This is a genomic window from Atlantibacter subterraneus (assembly GCF_007570865.1).
GTDB classification, from domain to species: Bacteria; Pseudomonadota; Gammaproteobacteria; order Enterobacterales; family Enterobacteriaceae; genus Atlantibacter; species Atlantibacter subterraneus.
Map to the genome: position 1 here is coordinate 174,722 of NZ_VLPS01000001.1, position 16,245 is coordinate 190,966.

Annotated in this window: 15 protein-coding genes and 5 tRNA genes; 11 read left to right on the plus strand and 9 right to left on the minus strand. The window is 55.5% G+C overall.

Annotation, left to right across the window (positions count from 1 at the left end):
* Nucleotides 1-14: 14 nt before the first annotated feature.
* The 8 genes from tolB (at nt 15) to FND52_RS00850 (ending at nt 3,525) form a co-directional block, all read left to right on the plus strand.
* On the plus strand, nt 15-1,307 hold the full coding sequence (gene tolB, locus FND52_RS00815; protein ID WP_144129016.1) for a Tol-Pal system beta propeller repeat protein TolB: 1,293 nt from the start codon (nt 15-17) through the stop codon (nt 1,305-1,307).
* A 34-nt stretch (nt 1,308-1,341) separates the two neighbouring features.
* Entirely contained in the window at nt 1,342-1,866 is a 525-nt protein-coding gene (gene pal / locus FND52_RS00820) for a peptidoglycan-associated lipoprotein Pal (RefSeq protein WP_125294496.1), read from the plus strand.
* A 9-nt stretch (nt 1,867-1,875) separates the two neighbouring features.
* Nucleotides 1,876-2,676: a cell division protein CpoB gene (gene cpoB, locus FND52_RS00825; protein WP_125294495.1), complete on the plus strand. Its 801-nt coding sequence runs from the start codon at nt 1,876-1,878 to the stop codon at nt 2,674-2,676.
* Between the two features lie 159 nt (nt 2,677-2,835).
* Nucleotides 2,836-2,911 (plus strand) — tRNA-Lys (locus FND52_RS00830).
* Nucleotides 2,912-3,046: 135 nt separating this feature from the next.
* Nucleotides 3,047-3,122: transfer RNA gene (locus FND52_RS00835), tRNA-Val, on the plus strand.
* 3 nt (nt 3,123-3,125) lie between these two features.
* A tRNA-Lys gene (locus tag FND52_RS00840) sits at nt 3,126-3,201 on the plus strand.
* Nucleotides 3,202-3,339: 138 nt separating this feature from the next.
* Nucleotides 3,340-3,415: transfer RNA gene (locus tag FND52_RS00845), tRNA-Lys, on the plus strand.
* Between the two features lie 34 nt (nt 3,416-3,449).
* Nucleotides 3,450-3,525: transfer RNA gene (locus tag FND52_RS00850), tRNA-Lys, on the plus strand.
* Between the two features lie 155 nt (nt 3,526-3,680).
* Here the strand turns inward: FND52_RS00850 and FND52_RS00855 are convergent.
* Nucleotides 3,681-4,241: an Ail/Lom family outer membrane beta-barrel protein gene (locus tag FND52_RS00855; RefSeq protein ID WP_125292492.1), complete on the minus strand. Its 561-nt coding sequence runs from the start codon at nt 4,239-4,241 to the stop codon at nt 3,681-3,683.
* Nucleotides 4,242-4,590: 349 nt separating this feature from the next.
* On the opposite strand from FND52_RS00855, the gene nadA reads away from it, so the two are divergent.
* Complete coding sequence (gene nadA, locus FND52_RS00860; RefSeq protein WP_144129819.1) at nt 4,591-5,634, plus strand: quinolinate synthase NadA; 1,044 nt, start codon at nt 4,591-4,593, stop codon at nt 5,632-5,634.
* Between the two features lie 45 nt (nt 5,635-5,679).
* A complete protein-coding gene (gene pnuC / locus FND52_RS00865) occupies nt 5,680-6,396 on the plus strand; it encodes a nicotinamide riboside transporter PnuC (RefSeq protein ID WP_144129017.1) in 717 nt (238 codons plus the stop codon).
* Here the strand turns inward: pnuC and zitB are convergent.
* The gene (gene zitB / locus FND52_RS00870) at nt 6,393-7,334 is read right to left on the minus strand and encodes a CDF family zinc transporter ZitB (RefSeq protein ID WP_125292490.1); all 942 of its coding nucleotides are present in this window, start codon (nt 7,332-7,334) and stop codon (nt 6,393-6,395) included. The two genes, pnuC and zitB, sit on opposite strands and share 4 nt — an antisense overlap.
* Before the next feature lie 95 nt (nt 7,335-7,429).
* On the minus strand, nt 7,430-7,900 hold the full coding sequence (locus tag FND52_RS00875; protein WP_144129018.1) for a protein YbgS: 471 nt from the start codon (nt 7,898-7,900) through the stop codon (nt 7,430-7,432).
* A 318-nt stretch (nt 7,901-8,218) separates the two neighbouring features.
* Between FND52_RS00875 and aroG the strand changes: the two genes are divergently transcribed.
* A complete protein-coding gene (gene aroG / locus FND52_RS00880; protein WP_144129019.1) occupies nt 8,219-9,271 on the plus strand; it encodes a 3-deoxy-7-phosphoheptulonate synthase AroG in 1,053 nt (350 codons plus the stop codon).
* Nucleotides 9,272-9,346: 75 nt separating this feature from the next.
* Here the strand turns inward: aroG and gpmA are convergent, their stop codons facing one another.
* The 6 genes from gpmA to modF form a co-directional block, all read right to left on the minus strand.
* Nucleotides 9,347-10,099, minus strand: a complete 753-nt coding sequence (gene gpmA / locus FND52_RS00885) for a 2,3-diphosphoglycerate-dependent phosphoglycerate mutase (RefSeq protein ID WP_125292487.1) — start codon at nt 10,097-10,099, stop codon at nt 9,347-9,349.
* A 201-nt stretch (nt 10,100-10,300) separates the two neighbouring features.
* Nucleotides 10,301-11,341, minus strand: coding sequence for a galactose-1-epimerase (galM, locus tag FND52_RS00890; protein ID WP_144129020.1), 1,041 nt, complete (start codon nt 11,339-11,341; stop codon nt 10,301-10,303).
* Nucleotides 11,335-12,483 (minus strand): galactokinase, encoded by a 1,149-nt coding sequence (gene galK, locus FND52_RS00895; protein WP_144129021.1) that lies wholly within the window; start codon nt 12,481-12,483, stop codon nt 11,335-11,337. Before galK ends, galM begins: the two co-directional genes overlap by 7 nt.
* A 2-nt stretch (nt 12,484-12,485) precedes the next feature.
* Nucleotides 12,486-13,532: a galactose-1-phosphate uridylyltransferase gene (galT, locus tag FND52_RS00900; protein ID WP_144129022.1), complete on the minus strand. Its 1,047-nt coding sequence runs from the start codon at nt 13,530-13,532 to the stop codon at nt 12,486-12,488.
* Nucleotides 13,533-13,541: 9 nt separating this feature from the next.
* Entirely contained in the window at nt 13,542-14,558 is a 1,017-nt protein-coding gene (gene galE / locus FND52_RS00905) for a UDP-glucose 4-epimerase GalE (protein WP_144129023.1), read from the minus strand.
* A 204-nt stretch (nt 14,559-14,762) separates the two neighbouring features.
* On the minus strand, nt 14,763-16,232 hold the full coding sequence (modF, locus tag FND52_RS00910; protein ID WP_144129024.1) for a molybdate ABC transporter ATP-binding protein ModF: 1,470 nt from the start codon (nt 16,230-16,232) through the stop codon (nt 14,763-14,765).
* Between the last annotated feature and the right edge of the window lie 13 nt (nt 16,233-16,245).

The window sequence follows — 16,245 nt, forward strand, 5'->3', positions numbered from 1 at the left end:
GTAAGGGAGAAATGATGAAGCAGGCATTACGAGTAGCATTTAGTTTTCTGATGCTGTGGGCAGCGGTGCTGCATGCAGAAGTGCGCATTGAAATCACCCAGGGGGTAGATTCCGCGCGTCCGATTGGTGTTGCTCCATTTAAATGGGCAGGCCCAGGCGCAGCGCCAGAAGACATCGGCGGCATTGTCGCGGCCGACCTTCGCAACAGTGGTAAATTCAATCCGTTAGATCGTTCACGTCTCCCGCAGCAGCCGGGTTCCGCGCAGGAAGTTCAACCTGCCGCATGGACTGCGCTGGGCATTGACGCCGTGGTGGTAGGGCAGGTCACGCCGAACGGCGACGGCAGCTATACCGTGGCTTATCAGCTGGTGGATACCTCTGGCGCACCGGGCACCGTGCTGGCTCAGAACTCTTACAAAGTGAACAAGCAGTGGCTGCGCTATGCGGGCCATACGGCGAGTGACGAAGTGTTCGAAAAGCTGACCGGTATTAAAGGTGCGTTCCGTACCCGTATCGCCTACGTGGTACAGACTAACGGCGGCCAATTCCCGTATGAGCTGCGCGTGTCTGACTACGATGGCTACAACCAGTTCGTGGTTCACCGTTCACCGCAGCCGCTGATGTCACCGGCATGGTCTCCGGACGGCTCTAAACTGGCTTACGTAACCTTCGAAAGCGGCCGTTCTGCGCTGGTTATTCAGACCCTGGCCAACGGTGCCGTGCGTCAGGTAGCCTCATTCCCGCGTCACAACGGCGCACCGGCCTTCTCGCCGGACGGGTCTAAACTGGCGTTTGCGCTGTCTAAAACCGGTAGCCTGAACCTGTACGTGATGGATATCGGCTCTGGTCAGATCCGTCAGGTCACCGATGGCCGTAGCAACAACACCGAGCCGACCTGGTTCCCGGATAGCCAGACTCTGGCCTATACCTCTGACCAGGCGGGCCGTCCGCAGGTTTATAAAGTTAGCATTAACGGCGGCGCGCCGCAGCGTATTAGCTGGGAAGGTTCTCAGAACCAGGACGCGGACGTCAGCGCTGACGGTAAATTTATGGTGATGGTGAGCTCCAACGGCGGCGCTCAGCACATCGCTAAACAGGATCTGGTTGCGGGTGGCGTACAAACTCTGTCGTCAACGTTCCTGGATGAAACGCCAAGTCTGGCACCTAACGGCACGATGGTAATCTACAGCTCTTCTCAGGGGATGGGATCTGTGCTGAATTTGGTTTCAACAGATGGGCGTTTCAAAGCGCGTCTTCCGGCGACTGATGGACAGGTCAAATTCCCTGCCTGGTCTCCGTATCTGTAATAATAATTAATTGATTACTAAAGGAATCATTGAAATGCAACTGAACAAAGTGCTGAAAGGGCTGATGATCGCTCTGCCTGTAATGGCAATCGCAGCGTGTTCTTCTAACAAGAACGCCACCAACGATGGCAGCGAAGGCGGCATGCTGAACGGCGCCGGCACTGGTATGGACGCTAACGGCAGCGGTAACATGTCTTCTGAAGAGCAAGCGCGTCTGCAAATGCAGCAGCTGCAGCAGAACAACATCGTTTACTTCGATCTGGACAAGTACGACATCCGTTCTGACTTCGCTGCAATGCTGGACGCTCACGCTAACTTCCTGCGTAGCAACCCGTCTTACAAAGTCACCGTAGAAGGTCACGCGGACGAACGTGGTACGCCTGAGTACAACATCTCCCTGGGTGAACGTCGTGCGAACGCCGTTAAGATGTACCTGCAGGGTAAAGGCGTTTCTGCTGATCAGATCTCCATCGTTTCTTACGGTAAAGAAAAACCTGCAGTACTGGGCCATGACGAAGCGGCTTACGCTAAAAACCGTCGTGCCGTACTGGTTTACTAAGAGAATCGCATGAGCAGTAACTTCAGACGTCATCTGATGAGTCTGTCGTTACTGGTTGGCATAGCGGCCCCCTGGGCCGCTTTTGCTCAGGCGCCAATCAGTAGTGTCGGCTCTGGCTCGGTTGAAGACCGGGTCACGCAACTTGAGCGTATTTCTAACGCTCACAGTCAGCTTTTAACCCAACTCCAGCAGCAACTCTCCGATAACCAGAATGATATTGACTCCCTGCGCGGTCAGATTCAGGAAAGCCAGTATCAGTTAAATCAGGTTGTGGAACGTCAGAAGCAGCTGTTGTTGCAGATAGATAGCCTAAGCAGCGGCGGCGCAGCGGCGCAGCCTGGCGATGCGGGTGCGCAGAACAACGCAGGCGCATCTACGGGCGACAGCGCGGCAAACGCGCCTGCTGCCAGCTCTGGCGCGCCAGTACAGGGCGGAGACGCGAATACCGACTACAATGCGGCTATCGCGTTAGTCCAGGATAAGTCGCGCCAGGACGAGGCTATTGCGGCATTCCAGAACTTTGTGAAGAAGTACCCGGATTCAACCTATCAGCCGAATGCCAACTACTGGCTGGGGCAGTTGAATTACAACAAGGGTAAGAAAGACGATGCGGCTTATTACTTCGCCTCGGTCGTGAAGAATTACCCCAAATCGCCAAAAGCTGCAGACGCCATGTATAAAGTGGGTCTGATCATGCAGGACAAAGGCGACAGTGCGAAAGCTAAAGCGGTGTATCAGCAGGTCATCAGTAAATATCCCAATACCGATGGCGCGAAACAGGCGCAGAAACGCTTAAGTGCAATGCAATAGTTCAGGGTTCGACCAGAATGCGGTTTTTCTGGTCTCACCGCGTGAAACTTAAGCAGTTAAGTGATCTCTATCGAAATTTTTGTTGCGCCTGATTCTGAAATCAGTAATATATGCCGCCGTTGCCGAGGGATATGAAACAAACCTGAGGTGGCGAAAAGTGGGTCGTTAGCTCAGTTGGTAGAGCAGTTGACTTTTAATCAATTGGTCGCAGGTTCGAATCCTGCACGACCCACCAATATCAAGGTGGATAGCAGTAGCAAAACGTGAAGGATAACGTTGCGTCAGCAACGGCCCGTAGGGCGAGGCGAAGCCGAGTCATCCTGCACGACCCACCACTTAACGCTTTAAAGAGCATTAGCAGTGTCTCAGTGGGTGATTAGCTCAGTTGGTAGAGCATCTCCTTTACACGGAGGGGGTCGGCGGTTCGAGCCCGTCATCACCCACCACTTGGGTCGTTAGCTCAGTTGGTAGAGCAGTTGACTTTTAATCAATTGGTCGCAGGTTCGAATCCTGCACGACCCACCAATATTCAGGTGGATAGCAGTAGCAAAACGTGAAGGATAACGTTGCGACAGCAACGGCCCACAGGGCGAGGCGAAGCCGAGTCATCCGGCACGACCCACCAATATTTAGTTTTACCCGCATTCAGATGTGACCCTGTATGGGTCGTTAGCTCAGTTGGTAGAGCAGTTGACTTTTAATCAATTGGTCGCAGGTTCGAATCCTGCACGACCCACCACTCTGAAAATATTCTGCGGCAGCAATCCCCGAAAGGGTCGTTAGCTCAGTTGGTAGAGCAGTTGACTTTTAATCAATTGGTCGCAGGTTCGAATCCTGCACGACCCACCAATCCTTTGTTAGACATCTACAGTAAAACGTGAAGGATAACGTTGCGTCAGCAACGGCCCGAAGGGCGAGGCGAAGCCGAGTCATTCTGCACGACCCACCAATGCAAAAAAGCGCCCTAAAGGCGCTTTTATGCTATCTGTAGTCCATACAACGTATCAGAAGCGGTAACCCACCCCCACATTAAAGCCATTGATTGAGCGGCTGCCTTCCAGGTCGGCATTGGTGCCTTCATACCCGACGTTAACCGAGAAGTTTTCTACCGGGTTAAAAATCACCCCAGCGCCATAAGCAAATGAGGTAGATTTTTCAGAAATACTGTCGCGGCCAACATAGCCGTCGCCTGCGTTATGCCAGGTAGTACGGCCTTCCGCTTTTGAGCGCGCTACGCCGCCCAGCGCATACAGGGAAACATACTCATTAATCCGGTAAGCCGGACCCACTAACAGGGAGTAATATTTCGCTTCAACGTGGTTCTGAATATAGTCTGAGGCGAGATAATAATTCTGGTCATCATCGCCCTTCATATAAGTGAAAGAGCCCAGGAAACTTACCGGCGAATCAAATTCATAACGGTACTGAACATTAACGCCACGGATGTTTTTAAAATCCTCAACCTTGCTTTGCGCATAACCTACTGAAAACGTATGGTTATCCGCCAGTGCTGCGCCACTTACCATCCCGCCTACGAATAAAATCGCCAGAGATACCTTTTTCATTGTTGTTAATCCTTTTTGTGTGCCGTTTGTATTTTCCCTGGGCGAGCCGGTCCTTTACTCAATAAAAATTGCCGCCTCATCCCGGGCGATAAAATTGTTACTTTTATGTTTATTAGTTGAAACACAGAACATTCTTAAAGGACCGGAAATCGCCTGTTCAGGCCTCCCTAAATCTGGTGGGTCGTCATGTCAGCCGCTACAGGCAGATCGCTTTAACCGTGCATTTTCCCCACGACTTTTGCTGCACGATCGGCTATCTTGTTTAGCATATAAAACAATACTGCCTTTTCAGGCAGGAATCAGGCTCCGGAACCGTTAAATGGTTCAGCCAGCAAAACGAGATTGCATGATGAGCGTAATGTTTAGACCTGAAGATGCCATTTATCCGTTCCCGCCTAAACCGCGTCCGCTAAGCCATGACGAAAAGGTCTTCTATAAAGAGAAAATCAAACGCCTGCTGAAAGAGCGCGATGCGGTGATGGTGGCCCATTATTACACCGACCCGGAAATCCAGGCGCTGGCGGAAGAGACCGGCGGCTGCATTTCCGATTCGCTGGAAATGGCGCGCTTCGGCGCAAATCATCCCGCGTCGACGTTGCTGGTCGCGGGCGTGCGATTCATGGGCGAAACCGCCAAAATCCTCAGCCCGGAAAAGACCATCCTGATGCCGACATTGCAGGCGGAATGTTCGCTGGATTTAGGCTGCCCGATTGAGGCGTTCAGCGCATTTTGCGATGCGCACCCGGATCGCACCGTGGTTGTGTACGCCAACACCTCGGCAGCGGTAAAAGCGCGCGCCGACTGGGTGGTGACCTCCAGTATTGCCGTGGAGTTAATCGAGCATCTCGACAGCCTGGGTGAAAAAATTATCTGGGCCCCGGATCGCCATCTCGGTCATTACGTGCAAAAGCAGACTGGCGCAGACGTTCTGTGCTGGCAGGGGGCCTGTATCGTTCATGATGAGTTTAAAACCCAGGCGCTGACGCGCATGAAAGCACTTTATCCGCAGGCTGCGGTGCTGGTTCATCCGGAATCCCCGCAGGCGATTGTCGATATGGCCGATGCGGTGGGATCCACCAGCCAGCTCATTGCCGCCGCCAAAACGCTGCCGCACCCGCAGCTGATTGTGGCCACCGATCGCGGGATCTTCTACAAAATGCAGCAGGCCTGCCCGGAGAAAGAGCTATTAGAAGCGCCGACGGCGGGTGAGGGGGCAACGTGCCGCAGCTGTGCCCACTGCCCGTGGATGGCGATGAACGGCCTTCAGGCCATCGCAGAAGGGCTGGAAGCGGGCGGAAGCGCCCACGAGATCCATGTGGATGCCGCGCTGCGTGAGGGCGCGCTGGTGCCGCTTAACCGCATGTTGGATTTTGCGGCTACACTTCGTCGTTAATATTGATAACAAACGACGCGTATCACAGTACGCTCTGGGGAAAATATGGATTTTTTTAGCGTTCAGAATATCCTGGTTCACATTCCGATTGGGACCGGCGGCTATTCGCTGTCATGGATCGAAGCCATTGGCACCGTCGCCGGGCTGCTGTGCATCTGGCTGGCGAGCCTCGAGAAAATCATCAACTACTTCTTTGGGCTGATTAACGTCACGCTGTTTGCGGTGATTTTCTTCCAGATCCAGCTCTACGCCAGCCTGCTGCTCCAGCTGTTCTTCTTTGTTGCCAATATCTACGGCTGGTACGCCTGGTCGCGGCAAACCAATAACAACGAAGCGCTGTTGAAAATTCGCTGGCTGCCGTTGCCCAAAGCCATGGGCTGGCTGGCTGTCTGCGTGGTGGCGATTGGCTTGATGACGGTGTATATCGATCCGGTATTTGGTTTCCTGACCCGCGTAGCGGTATCTATTATGCAGGCGCTGGGCCTGAACGTGACCCAACCGGAACTTCAGCCGGATGCCTTCCCGTTCTGGGATTCCTGCATGATGGTGCTGTCGATTGTGGCGATGATCCTGATGACCCGTAAATACGTCGAAAACTGGCTACTGTGGGTGATTATTAATGTCATCAGCGTGGTGATTTTCGCGTTGCAGGGCGTGCTGGCGATGTCGCTTGAATATTTAATTCTGACCTTTATCGCCCTGAACGGCAGCCGGATGTGGATTAAATCGGCCCGCGAGCATGGCTCACGGGCACTGAATTAATGATGATGGTGGTGATGTGCATCCGGCGTTGACTGGTACAGATGGCAATCCGGCCCGCTACAGGGCTGGTATTCCATCTGCACCGTCGCGTGCTCAACGTGATACTCGTGTTCAAGGAAGTGATGGATGCGGCCTAACAGCGCGTCATGATCGTGCGGCGGGATCACCTGAACATGCAGCGTCATCACCGGTTTTTCCCCCACCAGCCAGATGTGCACATGATGCACATCGCGCACTTCGGGAATCGATCGGCTAAGGTTGCGCTTCAGCGCCGCGATATCCAGCGCTTTTGGTGCGCCTTCCAGCAGCTCGTTCACGCTTTCCTTAAGCAATCGCCACGCGCTGCGTAATACCAGGCAGGACACCAGCACCGATAATATTGGGTCAACTGGCGTCCAGCCGGTCCACAGGATCACCAGCGCGGCGATAATCGCGCCCACCGAACCCAGCAAATCCCCCAGCACATGCAGCGCAGCGGCGCGCACGTTCATATTTTTCTCTTCGCTGCCGCGGTGCAGGATCCAGAACGCCAGGATATTGGCAAACAGCCCGGCGACGGCAATCACCATCATGGTTTTCCCGGCGATTGGCTGCGGATGATAAAAACGCACAAACGCCTCGTACACGATCAGCACGGTGATCAGCACCAGGGCGATAGCGTTGATAAACGCGGCAAGCGTGGTCAGGCGCAGCCAGCCAAACGTCTGTTGGTTATTCGGCGGGCGGCGGGCGAAATAGACGGCGAGAAAGGCAAACAGCAGCGCAGCAGCGTCGGTGAGCATATGCCCGGCGTCAGCAAGCAGCGCCAGCGAGCCAGAAATCAATCCTCCGATGACTTCCAGCACCATGAAGGTGGCGGTAACGACAAATGCGGCCAGCAGTCTTTTACTATTGCTATTCGAGTCGGAAGCGGGTGTGTGGGAATGTGAGTGGGCCATAGCTACCTGATTTTTGTTAGCATCCATGATTGATCAGGTTAAGTTACCAAAAATAAAGGAGAGCGAAAGCTCTCCTTTGTATCAATCACTATAAATTAGTGAGTGGTGCCGTCAGTGTTGGGGTTGACGTTGTCACCGCCCTGACCGGTTTCAACTTTATCGTTGATATCAGGACATTTACCGTCTTTACACTGGGTGTTTTTATGGATCTCATCGGCGGAGGTTGGGCCGCTGGAGGTCGCGCTGTTAGTGTTGCTGGTATCAGGATGCAGCATGGTGCCGCCTGTGCCCGTACCCGTAGTCCCGGTACCGGAGGTTCCCATATTGGTGCCAGTGGTACCGGAGTTGCTCATATTTTTATTGCTGGTATTGATGTCGTTGCTATCAACACCTTTCGGGGCGATATTCTGATTCGCTTCCGGCGTGCCTACCCCGGCGCTGGCTGCGGCGTTAGCCGGGCCATTGTTATCCGTGGAGTTGGCGTTAGTTTCTGCGGCTAAAGCCGCGCCACTGGCTAAAGAGAGCGTTGCGCTAAGAATCAATGCAGTCAGTTTGTTCATCGTCATGCTCCTGTTTTAGTCATCGTGCTGGAAAGTTTTCTTCCAACGTTACGTCAGATTGTGCTGGCAATAATCTGAAGCTAAGTTAAAAAATTTGCAGCCAAGGCATAAGTCAGCATGCAATTTCGGAAAAAGGCAAAAACAGAGTGGTTACAAGTAAAAATTGTAGACTCGATCGCGCTTTTCGCTACTTTCTGGCGTTTATTAAGTCATTTCCAGGAATTTTCTGCCCGAAGTGTAAAAGCGCGTTTACACTTCGGGCGTGACGAGATAGATTGAAGGGATTGCACTTACTCGAAATTGTAGAGATCCACTGGAAAGATCATGAATTATCAGAACGACGATTTACGAATTAATACTATCAATGAGTTACTGCCTCCTGTTGCGCTGTTAGAAAAATTTCCCGCCACAGAAAAAGCCGCTGATACTGTCTCTCAATCACGTCAGTCTATTCATCAGATCCTGAAAGGCCAGGACGATCGCCTGCTGGTGGTGATCGGCCCGTGTTCGATTCACGATCCTAAAGCCGCAAAAGAATATGCTGCCCGCCTGCTGAATCTGCGTGAAAGCCTGAAGGGCGAGCTGGAAGTGGTCATGCGCGTCTATTTTGAAAAGCCGCGTACCACCGTGGGCTGGAAAGGGCTGATTAACGATCCGCACATGGATAACTCTTTCCAGATCAACGACGGCCTACGCATCGCCCGTAAGCTGCTGCTGGACATCAACGATTCTGGCTTACCGGCTGCCGGCGAGTTCCTGGATATGATTACGCCGCAATACCTGGCGGATTTGATGAGCTGGGGCGCCATCGGCGCGCGTACCACTGAATCTCAGGTACACCGCGAACTGGCATCGGGCCTTTCCTGCCCGGTTGGCTTCAAAAACGGCACCGACGGCACCATTAAGGTGGCTATCGACGCCATTAACGCCGCCAGCGCGCCGCACTGCTTCCTGTCGGTAACCAAGTGGGGCCACTCCGCCATTGTCAACACCAGCGGCAACGGCGACTGCCATATCATTCTGCGCGGCGGCAAAGAGCCGAACTACAGCGCGGCGCACGTGGCGGAAGTGAAAACCGGCCTGACCAAAGCGGGCTTAACCCCGCAGGTGATGATCGATTTCAGCCATGCCAACTCTTGCAAACAGTTCCAGAAGCAGATGGAAGTGGGCGCAGACGTTTGCCAGCAGATCGCCAACGGTGAAAAAGCCATTATGGGCGTGATGATTGAAAGCCATCTGGTGGAAGGCAATCAGAGCCTGGAGAGCGGCGAACCGCTGGTCTACGGCAAGAGCGTGACCGACGCCTGCATCGGCTGGGACGCTACCGAAACCCTGCTCAACCAGCTGGCCGCAGCGGTGAAAGCCCGTCGCGGATAAGCGCTATTCAGGACGGGTCAGCGGCAATAAAAAAGGCGTGGTTGCGACCACGCCTTTTTTGTAACCAGCAGGGGATTACTTCGCTTTGCCCTGGTTGGCTACCGCCGCGGCTTTCGCAGCGATCTCGTCAGCGTTACCCAGATAGTAGTGTTTGATCGGCTTGAAGTTTTCGTCAAACTCATACACCAACGGCACGCCGGTCGGAATATTCAGTTCAAGAATTTCGTCTTCGCCCATGTTGTCGAGGTATTTCACCAGCGCACGCAGGGAGTTGCCGTGTGCGGCGATAATCACGCGCTCGCCGCTTTTCAGGCGCGGCAGAATGGTTTCGTTCCAGTAAGGGATCACGCGGTCGATAGTCAGCGCCAGGCTTTCAGTCAGCGGCAGCTCTTTCTCGGTCAGTTTCGCGTAACGCGGATCGTGGCCCGGGTAACGCTCATCGTCACGGGTCAGTTCCGGCGGGGTTACCGCAAAGCCGCGACGCCACTGTTTGACCTGCTCGTCGCCGTATTTTTCGGCGGTTTCCGCTTTGTTCAGGCCCTGCAGCGCGCCGTAGTGGCGTTCGTTAAGTTTCCAGGACTTCTCAACCGGCAACCACGCCTGGTCCAGCTCATCCAGAACATTCCACAGGGTATGGATGGCGCGTTTCAGCACAGAGGTATAAGCAAAATCAAAGCTGAAGCCTTCTTCTTTCAGCAGTTTGCCCGCTGCTTTTGCTTCGCCAACCCCTTTTTCAGACAGGTCAACGTCGTACCAACCGGTGAAGCGGTTTTCGTTGTTCCACTGACTTTCGCCGTGACGAACCAGTACCAGCTTAGTAACAGCCATAGATTTACTCCTGGGTTAAATGATAACAATAATCATTATATTGCCGAGTTTGTGACAGCGGCAACGCTAATTCTCTAACATAGCGAAAATAGCGGCGGAGTGTAAGGCGGATGTGACGTCAGGGTTATGATTTTGTCGCGCAAAGAGCAGAAAATCAGCGATATGGCGAAAAAAAGCCCTCCATGAAGGAGGGCTTAGCGGTTATTGCGCGCTGAACTGATAAATCGTCACGCTGCGGTACGCTTCACCGGGGCGCAGGACGCAGTCCGGCTGCGGCCATTCCGGGTGATTCGGGCTATCCGGCAGGTATTCACTCTCCAGCGCCAGCCCTTGCCAGGCGGAATAATTGCCTTGTTCGCGCGCCGGGGTACCTTCAAGAAAATTCCCCGAATAAAACTGCAGGGCAGGGGCGGTGGTAAATACCGTCATCTGCAGTTTTTGATCGCTTGACCAGAGATGCGCCGCCGGCTGGGACAGGTCGCCTTTGGCCTGCAATAAAAACGCGTGATCGTAGCCTTTGACCTGCTGCTGATCGGCATCGCTCATAAACTCCTGGGCGATAACTTTCGGCTGGCGGAAATCAAAACTGGTCAGCGCCACTTTGGTCAAATCGCGCGTTGGAATGCCCATGCTGTCTACCGGCAGATACGCGTCGGCAAACAGCTGCAGGCGGTGATTACGCACGTCGCCCTGCGTGCCGTCCAGGTTGAAATAGGCATGATTGGTCAGGTTTACCGGGCAGGGTTTATCCACCGTGGCGCGGTATTCAATCACCAGCTGGTTATCCTGCGTCAGGGTGTAATGCGCCCACGCGCGCGCTTCGCCAGGGAAGCCCTGGTCGCCATCCGGAGAGGTGAGGGTATACACCACTTCCGATTCATTCTTGCGTTCGATCAGCCAGCGGCGCTTATCGAAGCCTTCCGGCCCGCCGTGCAGTTGGTTTTCACCCTGGCTTGGCGTCAGTGCATACGTTTCGCCATCCAGCGTAAAGGTCGATTTGGCGATGCGGTTGGCGTAGCGGCCAATGCTGGCACCTAAAAAAGCGGTCTGGTTTTGCCACTCTTCCGGCGAGGGGCAGCCCAGCAGAGTTTCACGCACCGTACCGTCGCTCATCGGCACCCGCGCGGACAGCAGCGTCGCGCCCCAGTCCATTAATGTGACCACCATCCCCGCGCTGTTGCGCAGGGTGGTGAGCCGATAGGGCAGCCCGTCAGGGGCGAGCGCCGTGGTTTCTCTTAGCACTGTCCGGCTCCTTCTGATGCTTTACACACGTAAAAGGTTTCTTTGATGCCCGTTTTCGCTTCGTATTGAGTGGCGACCGCCTGTTTAACCGCAGGCACTAACGCTTCCGGCATCAGGGCCACGATGCAGCCGCCGAAGCCGCCGCCGGTCATACGCACGCCGCCCTCATCGCCAATGACCGCTTTAACGATCTCTACCAGGGTATCGATCTGCGGTACGGTGATTTCAAAATCGTCGCGCATTGAGGCGTGGGATTCCGCCATCAGCACGCCCATGCGTTTGAGATCGCCGCGCGCCAGCGCGTCTGCGGCTTCAACGGTACGGGCGTTTTCAGTCAGCACGTGACGCACGCGTTTGGCCACCACCGGGTCCAGCTCATTCGCTACCGCGTTGAACTGCTCCAGCTTGACATCGCGCAGCGCTTTCTGAGTAAAGAAACGCGCCCCGGTTTCACACTGTTCGCGGCGGGTGTTGTATTCGCTGCCCACCAGGGTGCGTTTGAAATTACTGTTGATAATCACCACCGCCACGCCTTCCGGCATCGGCACCGCTTTGGTGCCCAGCGAGCGGCAGTCGATCAGTAGCGCATGATCTTTTTTACCCAGCGCAGAGATCAGCTGATCCATAATCCCGCAATTACAGCCGACGAACTGGTTTTCCGCTTCCTGGCCGTTAAGGGCGATTTGCGCGCCGTCCAGCGGCAGATGATAAAGCTGCTGGAACACGGTGCCGACCGCCACTTCAAGCGATGCCGACGAGCTTAACCCCGCCCCCTGCGGCACGTTGCCGCTGATCACCAGGTCCGCGCCGCCAAAATTGCGGTCGCGCTGTTGCAGATGCTTCACCACACCGCGCACGTAATTGGACCACTGCTGGGAATCGTGGCTGAGGATCGGCGCATCCAGAGAAAACTCGTCGATTTGGTTGTCATAATCGGCGGCAATCACCCGCACCTGACGGTCATCACGCGCCGCGCAGCTAATCACGGTTTGATAATCAATGGCGCAGGGCAGCACAAAACCGTCGTTATAGTCGGTGTGCTCGCCAATCAGGTTGACGCGACCCGGTGCCTGAATGGTGTGAGTGGCAGGGTAGCCGAACGCGTCAGCAAACAGGGATTGGGTTTTATCTTTCAGACTCATTGTTATTCTCCGGACTCGCGAAAGTGGATGTCGCTGACTGCGCGCAGGCGCTCGGCTGCTTGCTCAGCGGTTAAATCACGCTGGGTTTCGGCCAGCATTTCATAGCCCACCATAAATTTACGCACCGTGGCGGAGCGCAGCAGCGGCGGGTAGAAATGGGCATGCAGCTGCCAGGGCGTAGCATCGTCTGCGGTAAACGGCGCGCCGTGCCATCCCATGGAATAGGGAAAGGAGCATTTGAACAGGTTGTCATAGCGGCTGGTGAGTTTTTTCAGCGCCAGCGCCAGGTCGCGGCGCTGATCGTCGCTCAGCTCGTTGATACGCGTGACGTGCGCTTTCGGCAGCAGCAGCGTTTCGAACGGCCAGGCCGCCCAGTAAGGCACCACTGCCAGCCAGTGATCGGTTTCTACTACGGTGCGGCTACCGTCCGCCAGCTCGCGCTCAACGTAGTCCACCAGCATCGGGCGGCCATGTTCGGCGAAATACTCGCGCTGTAGTTTATCTTCCCGCGCCGCTTCGTTGGGCAGGAAGCTGTTCGCCCACACCTGGCCGTGCGGATGCGGGTTGGAGCAGCCCATCGCTGCACCTTTGTTCTCAAACACCTGCACCCACGGGTAGGTTTTACCCAGCTCTTCGGTCTGCGCCTGCCAGGTGCTGACCACCTCTTCCAGCGCCGCAACGGTCAGTTCCGGCAGCGTTTTGCTGTGGTCCGGCGAGAAGCAAATCACCCGGCTGGTGCCGCGCGCGCTTTCCAGGCGCATCAGCGGATCCTGGGTTTCCGGCGCGTCCGGCGTATCGGTCATCAGCGCCGCAAAGTCGTTGGTAAAGACGTAGGTGCCGGTGTAATTGGGGTTTTTATCGCCCGTTACCCGGACGTTGCCCGGGCACAGGAAACAGTCGGGATCGTGGGACGGCAGCACCGTGCTGGATGGCGTCTCCTGCGCGCCCTGCCATGGGCGCTTGGCGCGGTGCGGCGAAACCAGGATCCATTGCCCGCTCAGCGGGTTATAGCGGCGATGTGGATGATCGACCGGGTTAAACTTTTCCATCTGCGTTCCTTAATCTGCATAACCTTGCGGATGACGCGATTGCCAGCGCCAGGTGTCCTGGGCCATTTCATCCAGCGTGCGCGTCACGCGCCAGTTCAGCTCTTTGTCCGCTTTGCTGGCGTCGGCCCAGTAGGCCGGAAGGTCGCCGTCGCGGCGCGGCGCAAAGTGGTAATTCACTGGCTTGCCGCAGGCTTTGCTGAAGGCGTTGACCACGTCCAGCACGCTGCTGCCGACGCCTGCGCCGAGATTGTAAATATGCACGCCCGGTTTGCCCGCCAGCTGCTGCATGGCGGCGACGTGGCCGTCGGCCAAATCCATCACGTGGATATAATCGCGCACGCCGGTGCCGTCTTCAGTCGGGTAGTCATTGCCGAAAATCGCCAGCGAGTCGCGACGGCCCACCGCCACCTGGGCGATGTACGGCATCAGGTTATTCGGGATGCCCTGCGGATCTTCGCCCATATCCCCTGACGGATGCGCGCCGACCGGGTTGAAATAGCGCAGCAGCGCAATGCTCCATTGCGGATTGGCTTTTTGCAGGTCGGTAAGAATTTGCTCAACCATCAGCTTGCTTTTGCCGTACGGGCTCTGCGGCGTGCCGGTCGGGAAGCTTTCCACATAGGGGATTTTCGGCTGGTCGCCGTACACCGTGGCAGACGAGCTGAAAATAAAATTGGTGACGTTGGCGGCGCGCATGGCGGAAATCAGGCGCAGCGTGCCGTTGACGTTATTATCGTAATACTCGAGCGGCTTCGCGACGGATTCGCCCACGGCCTTCAGCCCGGCGAAATGGATCACGGTATCGATAGCGTGATCGTGCAGAATTTCGGTCAGCAGGCTTTCGTTGCGGATATCCCCTTCGATAAACATCGGCTGTTTGCCGCCCAGGGTTTCAATAACCGGTAACACGCTGCGTTTACTGTTGCAGAGATTATCAAGGATGATGACGTCGTGGCCATTTTGCAGCAGTTGCACGCAGGTATGACTGCCTATGTAACCGCTACCACCCGTTACTAACACTCTCATATCAGGCTCCATTACGCTTATGGTATGTATTAACCTTAGCATAACAGACGGCAGGAAACTGTGATATCGGATAAATTAGTGGAATCGTTTACACTAAATTACCACGCGGATTAACTTCCCTGGTAAATGATTTTAAAACAGGGGGTTAGCCGCAGGAAGATGCGGCTAGTCCGAAAATGGGCGCAGGTCGCGCCCCGGTAAACGCTATTTCACTGCGTCGAATTGATAACGGTAAATTTCGCCGTCCGGGACAAAGGTCAGGCGGTGGGTAATACAGTCTGGTGCGTCTTCGGCGTGGTGCGAGACAAACAATAACTGGGTGCTGCCTTCGCCGATCAGCACATCAACAAAGCGCCGCACCAGCTGGCGGTTAAGCGGATCGAGCCCCTGCAACGGCTCATCAAGGATCAGCAGGGTGGGGTGCTTGACCAGCGCGCGGGCAATCAGTGCCAGCCGCTGCTGCCCCCAGGAGAGGCTCTGGAATGGCGCATCGGCCACTTTATCGCTGATGCCGAGAATATCCAGCCACTGGCGGGTGAGCTTGCGCTGGCGATCCGACACCGCCTGATAGATGCCGATGGAATCAAAATAGCCGGAGAGGATCACGTTGCGCACCGTGGTGCTGACCCGGTAATCAAGATGCAGGCTGCTGCTGACATAGCCAATGTGCTTTTTGATATCCCAGATGGTTTCACCGCTGCCGCGACGGCGGCCAAACAGCGTGAGATCGTTGCTGTAGCCCTGGGGATGATCGCCGGTAATCAGGCTCAGCAGGGTGGATTTGCCCGCGCCGTTCGGCCCGACAATTTGCCAGTGCTCGCCGGAATTTACCGTCCAGCTCAGCCTGTGCAGGATGGGGCGATCGTTATACGACACCACGCCATCGCGCAGGACGATACGCGGGGCATCAGGAGCCAGGGTCACCGGCGTGACCACATCCGGTTCGGGAAGGGTAGTACCCGCCAGCTTTTCGCTGTGCGCCAGCTGGGCGATCAACGCCTGCTCCAGCAGCTGCGCTTTTTTGCCCACCTCGGTCAGCACGCAGTCCGCCAGCACGCCGACGTTTTCAACAAACGCCGGGATCTCATCAAAGCGGTTTAATACCAGCGCCAGGGTGTGGCCTTCCTGGTTTAACTGGCCCAACAGCAGGGCTAGCTGTTCCCGGGAGTGCACGTCCAGTCCGTCGAAAGGTTCATCAAGGATCAGTAGATCGGGGCTGGGCATTAATGCCTGGCACAGCAGGGTTTTGCGGGTTTCTCCGGTCGAGAGATATTTAAAGCGCCGTTCCAGAAGATGAGTAATGCCGAAGCGTTCCGCGAGCGCCTGGCAGCGGGCAGGATCGTGGATCTCTTCCTGAATAATTTGCGCGGTGGTGCGGCCGGTATCGTCTTCACCGGGGCCGAGTAAATCGGTGTTATTGCGTTGCCACTCTTCGCTCACCAGCTTCTGCAACTGCTCAAACGACAGGCGCACGATGCGCTGGAACCCGCATTCGCGCTGGCCTTTCAACAGCGGCAGCTCCCCCGAGAGCGCCCGGGCCAACGCCGATTTTCCGCTGCCGTTGGCACCGACAAACGCCCAGCTTTCACCCGTGCGCAGGGTTAGCCCGGCAAGCTCAAGGGTGCGGGTATCGCCAATACGAAACGTGCCTTGCGAAATTTGCAATACTGACATGTGTTATCCCATT